The organism is Halorubrum distributum JCM 13561 (assembly GCF_000337395.1).
Taxonomy (GTDB): Archaea; Halobacteriota; Halobacteria; order Halobacteriales; family Haloferacaceae; genus Halorubrum; species Halorubrum distributum.
Window position 1 is genome coordinate 63,684 of record NZ_AOJF01000031.1, and the last position, 14,171, is coordinate 77,854.

At 71.5% G+C, this 14,171-nt stretch carries 15 protein-coding genes and 1 pseudogene; 12 read left to right on the top strand and 4 right to left on the bottom strand.

The genetic code is table 11. The features are described from left to right. The first annotated feature begins 127 nt into the window (after nt 1-127). Nucleotides 128-409, top strand: a complete 282-nt coding sequence (locus C470_RS06410; protein WP_004598013.1) for a MarR family transcriptional regulator — start codon at nt 128-130, stop codon at nt 407-409. 102 nt (nt 410-511) lie between these two features. Here the strand turns inward: C470_RS06410 and C470_RS06415 are convergent, their stop codons facing one another. Then, entirely contained in the window at nt 512-817 is a 306-nt protein-coding gene (locus C470_RS06415) for a DUF7536 family protein (RefSeq protein WP_004598014.1), read from the bottom strand. Nucleotides 818-959: 142 nt separating this feature from the next. Here C470_RS06415 and C470_RS06420 point away from each other — a divergent pair, with 142 nt between their 5' ends. After that, nucleotides 960-1,934: a C-terminal binding protein gene (locus C470_RS06420; RefSeq protein ID WP_049908610.1), complete on the top strand. Its 975-nt coding sequence runs from the start codon at nt 960-962 to the stop codon at nt 1,932-1,934. 37 nt (nt 1,935-1,971) lie between these two features. Here C470_RS06420 and C470_RS06425 read toward each other — a convergent pair whose 3' ends face one another. Beyond that, nucleotides 1,972-2,832: a DUF6663 family protein gene (locus tag C470_RS06425; RefSeq protein ID WP_008366033.1), complete on the bottom strand. Its 861-nt coding sequence runs from the start codon at nt 2,830-2,832 to the stop codon at nt 1,972-1,974. A 142-nt stretch (nt 2,833-2,974) separates the two neighbouring features. Between C470_RS06425 and C470_RS06430 the strand changes: the two genes are divergently transcribed. Continuing rightward, nucleotides 2,975-3,664: a methyltransferase domain-containing protein gene (locus tag C470_RS06430; RefSeq protein ID WP_004598017.1), complete on the top strand. Its 690-nt coding sequence runs from the start codon at nt 2,975-2,977 to the stop codon at nt 3,662-3,664. A gap of 35 nt (nt 3,665-3,699) precedes the next feature. On the opposite strand, the gene C470_RS06435 is transcribed toward C470_RS06430, so the two are convergent. Next, entirely contained in the window at nt 3,700-4,146 is a 447-nt protein-coding gene (locus C470_RS06435; RefSeq protein ID WP_008366035.1) for a type IV pilin, read from the bottom strand. A 94-nt stretch (nt 4,147-4,240) separates the two neighbouring features. Beyond that, complete coding sequence (locus C470_RS06440) at nt 4,241-5,566, bottom strand: DUF7094 domain-containing protein (RefSeq protein WP_008366037.1); 1,326 nt, start codon at nt 5,564-5,566, stop codon at nt 4,241-4,243. Between the two features lie 214 nt (nt 5,567-5,780). Here C470_RS06440 and C470_RS06445 point away from each other — a divergent pair, with 214 nt between their 5' ends. From C470_RS06445 to C470_RS06480, 9 genes and pseudogenes are all read left to right on the top strand, one after another. Further along, nucleotides 5,781-7,055: a helix-turn-helix transcriptional regulator gene (locus tag C470_RS06445; RefSeq protein ID WP_008366038.1), complete on the top strand. Its 1,275-nt coding sequence runs from the start codon at nt 5,781-5,783 to the stop codon at nt 7,053-7,055. 85 nt (nt 7,056-7,140) lie between these two features. Then, nucleotides 7,141-7,929, top strand: a complete 789-nt coding sequence (locus C470_RS06450) for an electron transfer flavoprotein subunit beta/FixA family protein (protein ID WP_007344941.1) — start codon at nt 7,141-7,143, stop codon at nt 7,927-7,929. After that, nucleotides 7,929-8,876 carry an electron transfer flavoprotein subunit alpha/FixB family protein gene (locus C470_RS06455; RefSeq protein WP_008366040.1) on the top strand — a complete coding sequence of 316 codons (948 nt, stop codon included), beginning with the start codon at nt 7,929-7,931 and terminating at the stop codon, nt 8,874-8,876. Before C470_RS06450 ends, C470_RS06455 begins: the two co-directional genes overlap by 1 nt. 83 nt (nt 8,877-8,959) lie before the next feature. Continuing rightward, entirely contained in the window at nt 8,960-9,883 is a 924-nt protein-coding gene (locus C470_RS06460; protein ID WP_008366042.1) for a DUF5995 family protein, read from the top strand. A gap of 111 nt (nt 9,884-9,994) precedes the next feature. After that, a complete protein-coding gene (locus C470_RS06465) occupies nt 9,995-10,249 on the top strand; it encodes a hypothetical protein (protein ID WP_193365832.1) in 255 nt (84 codons plus the stop codon). Nucleotides 10,250-10,310: 61 nt separating this feature from the next. Next, the gene (locus tag C470_RS06470; protein ID WP_004599610.1) at nt 10,311-11,294 is read left to right on the top strand and encodes a replication factor C small subunit; all 984 of its coding nucleotides are present in this window, start codon (nt 10,311-10,313) and stop codon (nt 11,292-11,294) included. 484 nt (nt 11,295-11,778) lie between these two features. Continuing rightward, nucleotides 11,779-12,312 (top strand): metallophosphoesterase, encoded by a 534-nt coding sequence (locus tag C470_RS06475; RefSeq protein WP_004598034.1) that lies wholly within the window; start codon nt 11,779-11,781, stop codon nt 12,310-12,312. Nucleotides 12,313-12,827: 515 nt separating this feature from the next. Further along, nucleotides 12,828-12,959, top strand: a pseudogene (locus C470_RS16365) (DUF7859 family protein); the annotation flags it as partial. Beyond that, nucleotides 12,959-14,134: an inorganic phosphate transporter gene (locus C470_RS06480; protein ID WP_004598037.1), complete on the top strand. Its 1,176-nt coding sequence runs from the start codon at nt 12,959-12,961 to the stop codon at nt 14,132-14,134. The pseudogene C470_RS16365 and the gene C470_RS06480, both read left to right, overlap by 1 nt. The last annotated feature ends 37 nt before the right edge of the window (nt 14,135-14,171 follow it).

Genomic DNA, 14,171 nt, shown 5'->3' on the forward strand with positions numbered 1-14,171 from the left:
AGCGGCCGGTTACCGGTGTTTTTTGCTGGATTATGGCGCGAAATGCGGCCGTTTTTACCGGTGAACGGCGCTCAGACGGCCATGCTCCATCAACATTTATGAGCGTGTGCGGTTTCGAATCGTAACGATGGAAGGAACTCAAACGGAGGGGCTCGACGACCTCCCACCGAGCGCCAAACTCGTCTTCAAGGTGCTCGAGTACAACGGACCGTTGACCCAGAAGGGGATCGTCCAAGAGTCGATGCTGTCGGCCCGCACCGTCCGATACGCGCTCGAACGGCTCGAGGGGATCGGCGTCGTCGACGAGGACGTCTACTTCGCGGACGCCAGACAGAATCTCTACAAGCTCACGGAACCGGCTCAGGAGTTCACCGCCGACGAGAGCGAGGCCTCCTGTACCGCCGACTGACGCTCCGTTTCCCGTCGTCCGCACGGCCTCCGTTTTTACGCATCCGCACCGATGAGTGCGAGCGGCGCGTCTCCGTCGCGCCTGTCGCTCCGCGGCGTCCGGCTACTCCGGCCGCTCCGCCCCGCCCTCGCGTGCGCCGCGGACCGCCGCCGCTATCGTGAGGGCGACCGCCACCGACAGCGCCGACGTCGCCGCCAGCACGAACGCGAGCAGGAGGAACCAGACGTCCGGGCCGAACAGCGGGTAGTCGCGCGTGTCTATCACCGGTCCGAGCAGCTCGAAAGTCCTGACGAGGTACAAGACCGCCGCAAGCAGCGCGCCGGCCGCCGCGCCGACGCGGACGTTGCGGTAAAACGACAGCGACTCCAGGAGAACCAGCATCGGCGGCTTCGAACTGTCCTCGCTCACGGGGGGTCGTACGGCCGGCGACCGCAAAGAGCCATCGGAACGCGCCGCGCCCCTCCGAGGTCCATCACGATCGAAACGGACGTACGAGGGCCTGACGGCGTCAGTGACAGCCGTCAAGTGGGTCGGGGGCGAACCGCGGCGCATGCCCAGAGTCGTGCTGTCGGCGTTCCCGATGATAGACCCCGAGACGTACCGCGAGGTCCTCGCCGACGCCGTCGACGAGCCGGTCGAGGTCGAAGTCGCGGAGATGGGGTCGACGGAGCGGCTGATCGAGGCGGCGGCCGGCGCCGACGCGGTCGTCACCGACATCAACACGCCGGTCACCGAGGCGGCGCTCGACGCCGCCGACCTCGACGTCGTGGTACGGTCGGCGGTCGGCGTCGACAACATCGACGTGGTCGCGGCCGCGGAACGCGGCGTCACCGTCACGCGCGTCCCCGACTACTGCACCGAGGAGGTGGCGACCCACTCGGTCTCGCTGCTGCTCGCCTGCCTGCGATCGCTGAAGCCGTACGACGACGCGGTCGCGGCCGGCGGGTGGAGTTGGGAAGCCGGCGTCCCGACTCGGCGCGTGAGCGCGTCGACCGTCGGACTGCTCTCGTTCGGCCCGATCGCGAAGCGGGCGGCCGAGCAGCTCTCCGGGTTCGGCGCCGACCTCGTCGCGTACGACCCGTTCGTCGACGCGGAGGAGATGGCCGACTACGGCGTCGAGAAGGTCGACTTCGACGCGTTGTTCGACAGGGCCGACCACGTCGGCGTCTACGCGCCCCTGACGGACGCGACGCGGGGGATCGTCGACGCGGACGCGCTGGCGCGGCTGAGCGAGGACTCGGTCGTCGTCAACGTGAGCCGCGGCCCGGTCGTCGACGCCGAGGCCCTGCTCGACGCGCTGGAGGCGGACGAGGTCAAGGCCGCCGGCCTCGACGTGCTCGCCGAGGAGCCGCCCGAGGACGACCCGCTCGTCGGCCGCGACGATACCGTGGTCACGCCGCACGCGGCGTGGTACAGCGAGGAGGCGAGAGACGACCTGAACCGGAGCGGCGCCGCCGACGTGGCGGCCGTGTTGAACAGCGAGACGCCCGACGGTCGGGTCGACCCCGACGCGGACTGGCTGTAGGCACCGCAGCGGGTCGCGAGAGGAGCGGCGAGGCTGGCTACAGGCGGTCGAGCGCGTCGAAGTCGTCGTCGAGGTCGTCGTCGAAGTCGTCGTCCGCGCCCGAGTCGCCGCTCCTGTCCGAGTCGCCGCTCCCGTCCGAACCGCCGGGGGCGGTGGGGTCGCCGCCGTCGCCGCCCGGATAGCTCGCGTCGAGCCCCGCGGCGAGGCCGGGGCCGAGGTCGTAGGTGTCTCGAACCGTCTGCGCGAGGACGCCGTCGCGGTCGAAGACGACGTAGACGGCGACGAACTCGTGTTCCGCGGGGCGTAACACGAACACCTCTCGCGGGTCGTCGCCGTCGCGTGAATCGTTCACGCGCGCGACGAGCGGTTCGATCGGGAGCCGCCCCGTCCGAACCTCGTCGAAGGTGTCGCTGCCGGGCGCATCGGCGAAGAGGTATAAGGCGCCGTTGGGGTCGCCGTCGTTCGAGCGGGTCGTGATCGAGCCGACGGGCTCCCCCTCGGCGCGGATCTGCCGCCAGGTCTCGACGGCCGCCTCGAACATCCCCTCGACGCCGTCGGCGAAGCGGAACCGCGTCTCGCGGACGACCTCGACCTCGCGGAAGCGCGCGGAGCCGTCGGTCCACACCAGCGTCGCGTCGACGACGAACCCGGGGCGGAGCGCGTCGACGGCCTCGGCGAGGTCGCCCTCGTACCCCTCCGCGGTGGCGTAGAGGGGGTCGAAGCGGTCCTCGGCGTCGGGGGCCGTCGGGTCGACCGGCTCGTCCGCAAGTTCGACGAGGACGAACTCCTCGGCGTCGTCGGGGGTCGCGGCCGAGTCGGCCCCGTCCGACTCGTCGTCGATGTCCGGCCGCCGGCGGCGGTCGTGAACGCGGAACCGGCCGCTCGTCGTCGGGTCCATATCCGACGGTGGGACGGCGGCCGGAAAAGCCGGTCGGAAGCGGACCGGTGCGGTCGTCCCCTGGGCCTCGGCCGGGGATCCGACTCGGATCCCGCTCCCGGATCCGTGTCGTTATGGGGCCGCCGGCCCAAGGAACCGGTAAATGGGGATCCTCGAGGACAAGTCGAACGCCCGGCTCTTCTACAAGTACCTCTCGAAGGTGTACGACCGGATCAACCGTTTCAACTGGAACGAAGAGATGCGGGCGGAGGCGCTCTCGTGGCTGGAGTTCGGCGACGACCCGACGGTGCTCGACGTGGGCTGCGGGACCGGGTTCGGCACCGAGGGACTGCTCGAACACGCCGACGACGTCCACGGGCTCGACCAGAGCGTCCACCAGATGGAGAAGGCGTTCGAGAAGTTCGGGAAGCACGACAGGGTGAACTTCTACCGGGGCGACGCCGAGCGGCTCCCGTTCCGCGACGACGCGTTCGACGTGGTCTGGTCGTCCGGCTCCATCGAGTACTGGCCGAACCCCGTCGAAGGGCTGCGCGAGCTCCGGCGGGTCGCGAAGCCGGGCGGCCAGGTGCTCGTCGTCGGGCCCGACTACCCGCACAACCCGATCCTCCAGCGGGTGGCGGACGCGATCATGCTGTTCTACGACGCCGACGAGGCAGACCGGATGTTCGAGGCGGCCGGCTACGAGGAGTTCGAACACCACATCCAGCGGGCGACGCCCCAGAGTCCGAGAGCGATCACGACCGTCGCTCGCGTCCCGGGCAGCGACGAGGGGGTCGACGGTTCGGCGGCGGGCGCCGAGGAGTCCGCGTCGACGGCGCCAGACGCCGAGTAGCGGCGTCGGAACCGATCCGTCCGAGACGCGCGTTCTCACCCCGTGTCGACGAACGCCTCCAGCGTCGCGACCGGCCGGCCGTCGGCCGTGATTTCGACGGTGACTCGCCGGCCTGGTTCGAGCGTCGGGTCGTTGGTGTCCGCGACGCGGAACGTCGCCGTCTCCCCGGCGCGCAGCGTGTCGCCGCCCGCGGAGTTGAACGCCCCCGTCGGTCCGGGATGGAAGCCCGCGGCCGAGAAGAACGGGACCGGCGGCTGTTCGTCGAGCGGTTCGCCGTCGACGCTGACGCGGATCGTCACCGCGGAGACGTCGATCGGGTCGCCGCCGCGGTGGTCGATCGCGATCCGGTCGTCGGTCGCTGACAACGACAGGGCCGCCGACGGCGGTACCGTCGCGGTCGAGCCGTCGAGCGTGGCGGCCGCGACGCCGCCGGCCAACACGACCGTGATCGCGATGAGCAGCACGCCCGCGACGGGCGCCATCCCTCGGGCGCGACGGACGACTGGTGGCACGGCGGCACTGCGGCGGTTTCGGGTAAAAGGGTCGGCCCGGGCGGCGACGCCCCGAGTCGGGCCGTCACTCGTCGTCGACCGGCCGCGGCGTCGGGAGGGGCTCGATGTCGCCGAGGACGACGACGCGGGGCTCGTCGACGACCGTGATTCGGTACGTCTCGGCCGGCGAGAGCGTCCGGACGACCCCCTCCTCGTCGGTCGTCCCGATCGTCTGGCTGTCGCCGTCGCCCACCGACTTGGTGACGGTGACGTCGGGGACCGGCTCGCCAGTCTCGTCGTCGAGGACGGTCACGGTCACCGGGCCGCCGGGATACGTCCGTTCGACGGTGACGTTGAACCCGTCGCCCGCCGCCGTGACCGGCTCGCTGTCGGGGAACGCGGACAGGTCGATGCGCTGGTGTTCGACGAACACCTGCTCGGTGCCGCCGCTGACGAACGTCCGGAGCGTTCCGACCTCGTGCGGGATGGTGATCCGCTGGACGGAGCCCGCGCCGAACGCGTCCGGCTCGCGGAGCGCGGCCGTCTCGGGGTAGGCAGCCTCCGTCATCTCGATCGCCGCGTCGTTCGAGATGTCGCCGCCGCCGCGGTCCCAGCGGTCAGTTCGGAACACCTCGCGGACGTACTCGCCGTCGACGACCGTCGCGAGCACGACGGCGCCCTGACTCGACGCGACGTACAGCTCGTTCGGTGAGGACTGGCCGCGAGCGGCCGCGAGCGCTCGGTCGCGGACCGGCCCCTCGTACACCTGGAGCGCCACCTGGAGCTCGTCGAGCCGGCCGGGCGAGCTGAACCCGTCCGTCGACTCGGCGAGCGCGTCGATCGCGTCGAGCCGCTCGTCGTACTCGCGGGCGGTCGCGGCCACGCGGACGAGCTCGTCGACCAGTTCGCGGTCGCTGATCTCGCCGGCCGCGTGCGCGCTGAAGGCGGCGGTCTGGCGGCTGTTCAGCGCCACCTCCGCGCGCTCGACGCGGTTGAGCTCCGCGAGGATCTGCTGTTGGCGCTCGACGCCCGCCTCGGCGCGTTCGATCCGGTCGACGACGGCCGCGGTCTCGAAGGCGGCGTCGGCGTCGGCGGTTGCGAACCCGAGCGACGACCCGAGGTCCGGGCCGCGAGTGTACGCGCTGACGCGCGTCTCCGCCCCGGACGGCGTCGAGAGCGTCCGGAACGTGAGGTTCGCCGTGTCGATCTGCGGCGTCGTCTGTCCGGTGACGGTCGATGCCGAATCGGCGGACAGCGGGGAGTCGACGGGACCGGCCGAATCGGTGGACGGGGCCGAATCGATGGACGGGGCCGAATCGGTGGACGGCGAGACGGCGCCGGGCGCGGTGACGCCGGCGACCGGGGCCACGAGCAGCAGGACCGCGACCGCGGCGATGGGGAGGGCTCTCATCGTCTTGGAGTTCGACCCGCGACACAAAAAGTCCACCCACTGCGGTCGCCCGGCGGGTCGTGCGGCCGGGCGTCGCGGGCGAACCGCGGCCGGTGGAGCCGCGCGGGTCGGCGTCGGGGGCAAACGGGGTCCGGCAGCCGAACTCGTTCCGGAATCCTGTCAAAAAACAGCGTATGGAAAGCGTTTTGCCCGGCGCGCGAGTGGCCCGAGACGTATGCGGAACCCCGCCTTTCGCGCGCTCTTGGTCGCTGTCGTCGCGCTCGCGCTGGTCGCGAGCGCCGGCGGCGCGGCCGACGGTGCGACCACGACCCCCTCCCCCCTCGCCGCGGACGACGCCCCGGCCCACGTGCCGGCCGTCGGTGACGAACCGCGCGTCCGCGAGTCGGTCGACGACCGCTCGACGACGGTCCGCCAGCAGACCGGCGACGGCATCACGTCGCCGTCGACGACGCGGATCCGACTCGCGTTGAACTCCGACCGCAGCGCCGACTGGACCGTCGTGGTCCGGTACTCGCTGGCGGACGAGAACGAGACGAGGGTGTTCAGAGACGCCGGCGACCGCTTCCTCGACGGCGAGGTCGGCCCGAGCGCGGAGCTGTTCGAGGGGTTCCGCCGTGAGGCGAACCGGAACGTCGACCGGTCGATGGCGATCGAGGACGTCGAACGCGAGGTCGTCGTCCACGAGGACCCGGGCGAGTTCGACGTCGCCACGGAGGATGCGGTCGCGGTCGGCGAGCTCCGGCTCCGCTTCACCTGGACGTCGTTTCTGGCGCAGGACGGCGAGAGCCTCGTCCTCGGGGACGCGCTGACGACGCCCGGTAACGAGACGTGGCTCCGCAGCCTCGAGGCGAGCCAGACGCTGGAGGTGGCGACGCCGGAGGGGTACACGGTCACCGGAACGCCGAGCAGCGCCGTGACGCAGCTCTCGGACGGCGACGTGATCATCGAGGGCCCCCAGACGTTCGAGGGAGGCGAGCCCGTGGTGATAGTGTACGGGCCCGCGGGGGCGGGTGCGCCCTGGACGATGCTGATGGCCGCGATCGTGCTCGCCGCGGCCCTCGTGGCCGGAAGCGTCGTCGGGTACCGCCGGATCAACGACGGGGAGAGCGGGCCGGACGAGTCGGCCGCGAACGGCGGTGAGCGCGCGGCGAGCGGCGCCGAGCGGGACCCGACCGGCGACCCGGGCGCGGGCGGTGCTCCGGAGACCGGTGCCGGCGCGGCCGCGGCCGAAGCGGCGGACGACGACGAGGAGGACCTCTCGCTGCTCTCGGACGAGGAGCGCGTCGAGCGGCTCCTCGACGCGAACGGCGGCCGGATGCGGCAGGCCGACATCGTCGCCGAGACCGGGTGGTCGGACGCGAAGGTGTCGCAGCTGCTCTCGGCGATGGCCGACGAGGGGCGCGTCGAGAAGCTCCGGCTCGGCCGGGAGAACCTCATCTCGCTGCCCGACGACGAGGCGGGCGGCGACGACGCAGGCGAAGACGAGTAGCGACCCGATCGCGGCGCGCGGAAACCGCTGGTCCGCCGTCGGCCGTTCCGAAAACCATTACAGGGCGAGCGACCGAGTATCGATCATGAAAGTTCTGGTGACCGTCAAGGAGGTCGCGGAGGCGGACGACGACTTCGCCATCGAGGGGACCGACATCGCCGAGTCCGACCTCGAGTACGACCTGAACGAGTGGGACGACTACGCCGTCGAGGCCGCCGTCCAGCTCGCCGAGGCCGGGATCGCGGACGAGGTCGTGACCGTCACCGTCGGGCCGGAGCGCGCCGAGGAGACGATCCGCATGGCGCTCGCGAAGGGCGCCGACCGCGCGGTCCGCGTCTGGGACGAGGCGCTCGACGGCGGGTTCGCCGACGTCGCCTCGAAGGTCGCCCTGTTCGAGGCGGTCGTCGACGAGGAGGAGCCGGACCTGGTCCTCGGCGGCGTCCAGGCCGCGGACACCGGCTTCGGCGCGACGGGCGTCGCGCTCGCGGAGCGGATCGGCTTCGAACACGCCGCGGTCGTTAACCACCTCGACGTCGACGCGGACGCGGGCGTGGCGCACGTCCACCGAGAGCTGGAGGGCGGCGTCGAGGAGCTGACCGACGTCGACCTCCCGGCCGTGTTGACGGTCCAGACCGGGCTCAACGAGCCGCGGTACGCGAGCCTCCGCGGGATCCGACAGGCCCAGCGCAAGGAGATCGCCGCGAAGGACCTGTCCGACCTCGGGCTGACCGCGGACGACGTCGAGAGCGCGCTGACGATCACCGAGATGTACGAGCCGGAGAGCGAGTCCGACGCGGAGATCATCGAGGGCGACGCGGGCGAGTCCGCGGGTCGCCTTGCCGAGGTCCTGCGGGACAAGGGGGTGGGCGCGTGATGGCCGACGTGCTCGTCGCCGCCGAACACCGCCGCGGCGCGCTCCGGGACGTGACGTACGAGGCGATCACGGCCGGGCGAGAGCTCGCCGACGCGCGCGGCGGCGACCTCCACGTGGCCGTCGTCGGCGGCGACGTCGACGGGTTCGCGGAGGACGTCAACCGCGAGGGCGTCGACGCCATCCACGCGGTCGACGACGGCGAGGAGTTCGACCACAACGCCTACCAGGCGGCCGTCTCGACGCTCGCGGACCGGATCGACGCCGGCGCGGTGGTGCTGCCGAACTCCGTCAACGGGCTCGACTACGCGCCCGCCCTCGCCGAGGACCTCGGCGTCCCGGTCGTGACCGACGCGGTCGGGATCGAGTACGACGACGGGCTCACCGTCACCCGGGAGATGTACGGCTCGAAGGTCGAGACGACCGTCGACGTCGCCGGCGACCGCTTCGTGCTCACCGTCCGCGGCGGCGAGTGGCCGCCCGCGGAGGGGGTCGGCGACGCGACCGTCGAGGCGGCCGAGGTCGAGATCCCCGAGTCGGGCGCCCGCGTCACGGGCTTCGAGGAGGTCGGCGGCGGCGACGTCGACATCGCGGACGCCGACGTGCTCGTCTCGGTCGGCCGCGGCATCGAGGAGGAGGAGAACCTCGAGCTCGTCGAGGAGCTCGCGGACGCGCTCGGCGCGACCCTCTCGGCCTCGCGGCCGATCGTCGACAACGGCTGGCTGCCGAAGAACCGGCAGGTCGGCCAGTCGGGGAAGGTCGTCACGCCGGACGTGTACATCGCGGTCGGCATCTCCGGCGCGGTCCAACACGTCGCCGGGATGAAGGGGTCGGACACGATAATCGCGATCAACACCGACCCGAACGCGCCCATCTTCGACATCGCCGACTACGGGATCGTCGGCGACCTCTTCGACGTGGTGCCCGAGCTGATCGACGAGTTCGCGTAGGCCGGCGGCGCGGTTCCGGCAGCAACACTCTTTGACTCCGACCGAGTACCGGGCGGTCCGACGGCGACCGCCGTCGCGTCACGATGACCCCGATCCGCACCGCCGTCCCGACCGCCGAGGAAGCGAGAGCGCTGTTTGCCGGGATCCGGCAAACGGTCGACGTCGAGGCCGACGACGTCGCCGAATCGTTGGCGGACGACGAGCCGGACCCGGCGCTGCTCGATCTGGTGTCGGAGCCGTTCGCGTCCGTCGCCGACGTCGACGAGCGGCTGGCGCGGACCGAGTCGTACCTCCGCGAGCGCGGCGACCGGCGCGCGGTGTTCCTCACGGTGTACAGCCGGATGACGGCGACCGTCCGGGACGCGATCGACGACGGCGCGTTCGTCGATCCGGAGTGGGCGGCCGCGTACCTCGTCGCCTTCGCGGAGCGCTACCGGCGGGCGCTGGTCGCGTTCGAGCGGCGAGCGTTCGACTCGCTTCCCCGGCCGTGGCTGCTCGCCTTCGCCGGCGCGGCCCGCGGGGAGACGGTCGTCGCGCAGGACGCCCTGCTGGGCATCAACGCGCACATCACCTACGACCTCACGTACGCGCTCGGCGACGTGGGGATCGACCCCGACCGCGGCGCCAAACTCGAGGACCACGACCGCATCAACGCGGTTCTGGCCAGGCTCGTCCAGACCGCCCAGGACGCGCTCGTCGAGGCCTACGACGCGGTGGGGATCGCCGGGATCGATCGGTTGTTCGACCCCCTCGACGACAGGCTGGCGCTGCTCGGCCTGCGGGGAGTCCGGGAGTTCGCCTGGCGGAACGCCGTGTTGCGTGCCGATCTCCCGAAGTGGGCCGGCGAGCCGTACGTCGACTGGCGGACGGAGACCGTCGCGACCGGCGCCGCCGCGGTCCTGCTCGCGCCCGAGTTCGACGCGGCCGAGAGCGCGCGCCTGCGGGACGGGGAGGCCGACGCGGACGTGGCGAACGCCTTCGACGAGGCGGTCCGGCGGCGGATGTAGGAAGCGGACCGCGACCCTTCCAGCGGAGTCCAGACGTAGCGAACTCGCGTCCCCGGCGGAGCGTCTGCCAGGGGAGAAACACCTATGACACTCGTCGCAGATATGACGGTTATGCCACATATTCGGGGGACGATCCACGGCGTCGCCGCGATGGTGATGCTCGTCGTCGGGTCGATGCTGACGAACACGATCCGCGAGGAGTACGAGCTGTTCGCGCAGATGGCCGCGACGACGACGCACCTGCTCGTCGACGTCGCGGAGCTGCCGGTGTCGCGGGAGATCGCCGAGGTGGTCGTCCCCCTCGGCGTGCTGATGGGCGTCTGGGTGTTTGCCTACGAGCTCCAGCGGCTCTCGCGGAGCGACTGACCCCGAGGGAGGCGGGCCGGTCTCGGTTCGTTTATCACCCCGCCGACCCTCGGATCGCGTAATGAGCGAGGCCGACGAGCAGGCGGCTGCGACCGCGACCGGGCGGGAGATCTGGATCGAGAAGTACCGGCCGCAGACGCTCGACGACATCCACGGCCAAGAGGAGATCGTCGAGCGCCTCCAGAGCTACATCGCGCAGGACGACGTACCCCACCTGCTCTTTTCGGGGCCTGCGGGCGTGGGAAAAACCACCGCCGCCACCGCCATCGCCCGCGAGATCTACGGCGAGGACAACTGGCGCGGCAACTTCTTGGAGCTGAATGCCTCCGACCAGCGCGGGATCGACGTCGTCCGCGACCGGATCAAGGGGTTCGCGCGCTCGTCGTTCGGCGGCGACTTCCGGATCGTGTTTCTCGACGAGTCCGACAGCCTCACGGATGATGCACAGTCAGCGCTCCGCCGCACGATGGAGCAGTTCTCCGACAACACCCGCTTCATCCTCTCGTGCAACTACTCGTCGAAGATCATCGACCCGATCCAGTCGCGCTGTGCCGTCTTCCGGTTCTCGCCGCTGTCGGACGAGGCGGTCGGCGGGATGGTCCGCGAGATCGCGGCCGCGGAGGAGATCGAGGTGACCGACGCGGGTGTCGACGCCCTCGTCTACGCGGCCGACGGCGACATGCGCCGCGCGATCAACTCGCTCCAGGCGGCGGCGACGACCGGCGACGTCGTCGACGAGGAGGCCGTGTACGCGATCACGGCGACCGCCCGCCCGGAGGAGATCGAGTCGATGGTGACGGACGCGCTGAACGGCGACTTCGCGCGGGCGCGGTCGACCCTCGACACGCTGCTCACGGAGACGGGGATGGCCGGCGGCGACGTGATCGACCAGCTCCACCGCTCCGTCTGGGAGTTCGAACTGAGCGAGCGCGAGGCGGTGCGGCTCATGGAGCGCATCGGCGAGGCCGACTACCGGATCGCCGAGGGCGCCAACGAGCAGGTCCAGCTGGAGTCGCTGCTCGCGGCGCTTACGTTGGACGAATAGCGATAGACCGGGGCCGGATCTCCGCTCGTTGTTTTGTAAACAGTCGGCCGCGGACGGATGACGAACACCCCCAAATCCCCAGCCGCTCGCTTATAAATGGCTGAGAGCAGATCGACGACGAACACCCCCAAAGCCCCAGCCGCGAGGACGGCGCACACTCGTTGCGCTCCTCGTCACTCGCTGCGCTCGTTCCTGCGGTGCTTACGTCGTCTGCGCCNGGCGCACACTCGTTGCGCTCCTCGTCACTCGCTGCGCTCGTTCCTGCGGTGCTTACGTCGTCTGCGCCGTCCTCGCGGCTGCCCCTTTGCGTCCCGCCCCGCACAGCAACCACACCTCACGCCTCCCCAGCCTCGTCAGCCGGCCTCCGCTTCGCTCCGCCCGGCTGACTCCCTCGCGCGTGCTCCTCGCGCCCTGTCGGCCGCTCGGAGGCACGCGCCTCGGCAGTAGGCGCGCTTTTTAAATCGGGGCGGCGCCGACGGTCGGTATGCTCGTCGTCGTCTCCGACACGCACGCACGCGAGGAGTCGAAGCTTCAGGGGCGGACCGCGGCGGCGGTCCGCGAGGCGGAGTTGGTGATCCACGCGGGCGACTTCTACCACGAGCCCGTCTTGGACGCGTTTCGGTCGGCCGCCGCGAGCCTCCGCGCCGTCTACGGCAACAACGACGACGCGGCGATCCGCGACCGGGTCCCCGAGGTGCGGACCGTCGAGTACGCCGGGGTCCGGTTCGCGGTCACGCACCGCCACCGGAGCGGCGACACGGGGCTCGTCATGCTCGGTCGCGGCCGCGACGCGGACGCCGTGATCTGCGGCCACAGCCACCGCCCGCGCTTCGACGACTCGGGCGGGCTCCCGATACTGAACCCGGGCAGCCACGCGCAGCCGCGCGGCAACCGCCCGGCGCACGCGGAGCTGACGCCGGTCGGGGACGAGAGGGGAAGCGCGCTGGACGGGAAACTGGTGACGCCGGACGGCAAGGTCTTCGAGGAGTTCCGTATCGAGGGCGGCGGCGCAGAGTAACGGAGCGGCGCGGAGTAACGGGGCGGCGCAGAGTAACGGGGCGGCGCAGAGTAACGGGGGCGGCGCAGAGTAACGGGGGCGGCGCAGAGTAATGGAGCGGAGTTCGGATCGGAGACGGAAGCGCGAGAAACAGGCGGATCGGGTCGCCGCTGCGTCGGCGGGGACCGATCGCGACGCCCCGCGTACGGCCGGGCCGGTCGACCGTCGTGTGCGCGGTGGCGGACCCGGATCGGCGCGGGTGCGGGCGCCGGCGGTCGGACGGGGCGACCGGGGAGGGGTTCCGGGCAGGGGAGGGAGCGGCCGCGAGTCCGACCGGCCGGCGGGTCGACCGGCGTGTTGGGGCGTGAGGGCCGAAGCGGGGGTCGCGATTACACGTAGTGCGGGTATCGACATATACGTGGCTGAGAGACAAAGGCGCGTTTTAGTCACCGATCCGATCGCCGGCGGGCGGCGGGACGGCGCGGTCGCGCGACCGGTCGGCTCGAAAGTTATAACCGCGTGCCGACGGATTCGAGCGTATGCTCCCGGTCCAACCGCTGTTCGTACTCTTATTGGTGGGTCTTCTCGGGCTGTTCTTCTTCGGGTTCCTCCTCGTCCGGCGCACGGTGGCCGGGCTGAACGAGGGGTACAACGACGGGCGGAACTGATGGTCGTCGTCACCGCCGCGACGCTGCTCGTCGCGGCCGCCGCCAGCCTCTTCATGGCGTGGTCGATCGGCGCCGGCTCCTCCGGGTCGACCCCGTTCGCGCCCGCGGTCGGCGCGAACGCTATCTCCGTGATGCGCGCGGGCCTGATCGTCGGCGTCCTCGGGCTGCTCGGCGCGATCCTCCAGGGCGCGAACGTGACCGAGGCGGTCGGCACCGAGCTGATCGGCGGCGTGACGCTCACGGCCGCGGCGGCCATCGTCGCGCTCGTCACGGCCGCCGCGCTGGTCGCGATCGGCGTCTTCGCGGGGTACCCGATCGCGACGGCGTTCACCGTCACCGGGGCGGTCGTCGGCGTCGGCCTCGCGCTTGGCGGCGACCCCGCGTGGCCGAAGTACGCCGAGATCGGGACGCTGTGGGTGCTCACCCCGTTCGTCGGCGGCGGCGTCGCCTACGGCGTCGCCCGGCTGCTGATCGGCGAGTCGCTTCCCGAGCGACCGCTCACGGCGGTCCTCGCCGGACTGGTGGGGGCGATCCTCGCGAACGTCGGGTTCGCGCTGCTCGGTCCCGCCGGGGAGCAGGCCTCGGTCGCGAGCGTCCTCGGGTCGGGACTCGGGATCGGCGGCGCGGGGCCGCCCGCGGTGAGCCTCGCGATCGCCGCCGTGGTCGCGGTCGCCGTGTACGCCGACCTCGGCCGCGACCGCGAGGGCGCCCAGCGGCGGTTCCTCCTCGCGATGGGCGGGCTCGTCGCGTTCTCGGCCGGCGGGTCGCAGGTGGGGCTCGCGATCGGTCCGCTCGTCCCGATCTTCAGCGAGGTCGGCGTCCCGCTGTGGGCGCTGCTCGTCGGCGGCGGCGTCGGGCTACTGGCCGGGTCGTGGACGGGCGCGCCGCGGATGATCAAGGCGATCTCGCAGGACTACGCCTCGATGGGGCCGCGGCGGTCGATCTCCGCGCTCATCCCGTCGTTCGCGATCGCGCAGACCGCCGTCGCGTTCGGGATCCCGGTCTCGTTCAACGAGATCATCGTCTCGGCGATCGTCGGCGCGGGCTACGCCGCCGGCGACGCTGGCGTGAGCCGGAAGAAGATGGGGTACACGGTGCTCGCGTGGATCGGGTCGCTCGTCGGCGCGTTCACGCTCGGGTTCGTCGTCTACTCGGCGGTCGACATCGTCGTGTGAAGGAGGCCCCCGATCGGTACCGAAGGTTCCGCAACGC

Excerpts from the sequence above, each read along its gene's own strand:
- C470_RS06440 (WP_008366037.1), bottom strand. The coding sequence starts at position 5,566 with ATGAGAGCCCTCCCCATCGCCGCGGTCGCGGTCCTGCTGCTCGTGGCC.
- C470_RS06410 (WP_004598013.1), top strand. The coding sequence starts at position 128 with ATGGAAGGAACTCAAACGGAGGGGCTCGACGACCTCCCACCGAGCGCC.
- C470_RS06450 (WP_007344941.1), top strand. The coding sequence starts at position 7,141 with ATGAAAGTTCTGGTGACCGTCAAGGAGGTCGCGGAGGCGGACGACGAC.
- C470_RS06435 (WP_008366035.1), bottom strand. The coding sequence starts at position 4,146 with ATGGCGCCCGTCGCGGGCGTGCTGCTCATCGCGATCACGGTCGTGTTG.
- C470_RS06460 (WP_008366042.1), top strand. The coding sequence starts at position 8,960 with ATGACCCCGATCCGCACCGCCGTCCCGACCGCCGAGGAAGCGAGAGCG.
- C470_RS06465 (WP_193365832.1), top strand. The coding sequence starts at position 9,995 with ATGCCACATATTCGGGGGACGATCCACGGCGTCGCCGCGATGGTGATG.
- C470_RS06475 (WP_004598034.1), top strand. The coding sequence starts at position 11,779 with ATGCTCGTCGTCGTCTCCGACACGCACGCACGCGAGGAGTCGAAGCTT.
- C470_RS06425 (WP_008366033.1), bottom strand. The coding sequence starts at position 2,832 with ATGGACCCGACGACGAGCGGCCGGTTCCGCGTTCACGACCGCCGCCGG.
- C470_RS06480 (WP_004598037.1), top strand. The coding sequence starts at position 12,959 with ATGGTCGTCGTCACCGCCGCGACGCTGCTCGTCGCGGCCGCCGCCAGC.
- C470_RS06430 (WP_004598017.1), top strand. The coding sequence starts at position 2,975 with ATGGGGATCCTCGAGGACAAGTCGAACGCCCGGCTCTTCTACAAGTAC.
- C470_RS06420 (WP_049908610.1), top strand. The coding sequence starts at position 960 with ATGCCCAGAGTCGTGCTGTCGGCGTTCCCGATGATAGACCCCGAGACG.
- C470_RS06470 (WP_004599610.1), top strand. The coding sequence starts at position 10,311 with ATGAGCGAGGCCGACGAGCAGGCGGCTGCGACCGCGACCGGGCGGGAG.
- C470_RS06455 (WP_008366040.1), top strand. The coding sequence starts at position 7,929 with ATGGCCGACGTGCTCGTCGCCGCCGAACACCGCCGCGGCGCGCTCCGG.
- C470_RS06445 (WP_008366038.1), top strand. The coding sequence starts at position 5,781 with ATGCGGAACCCCGCCTTTCGCGCGCTCTTGGTCGCTGTCGTCGCGCTC.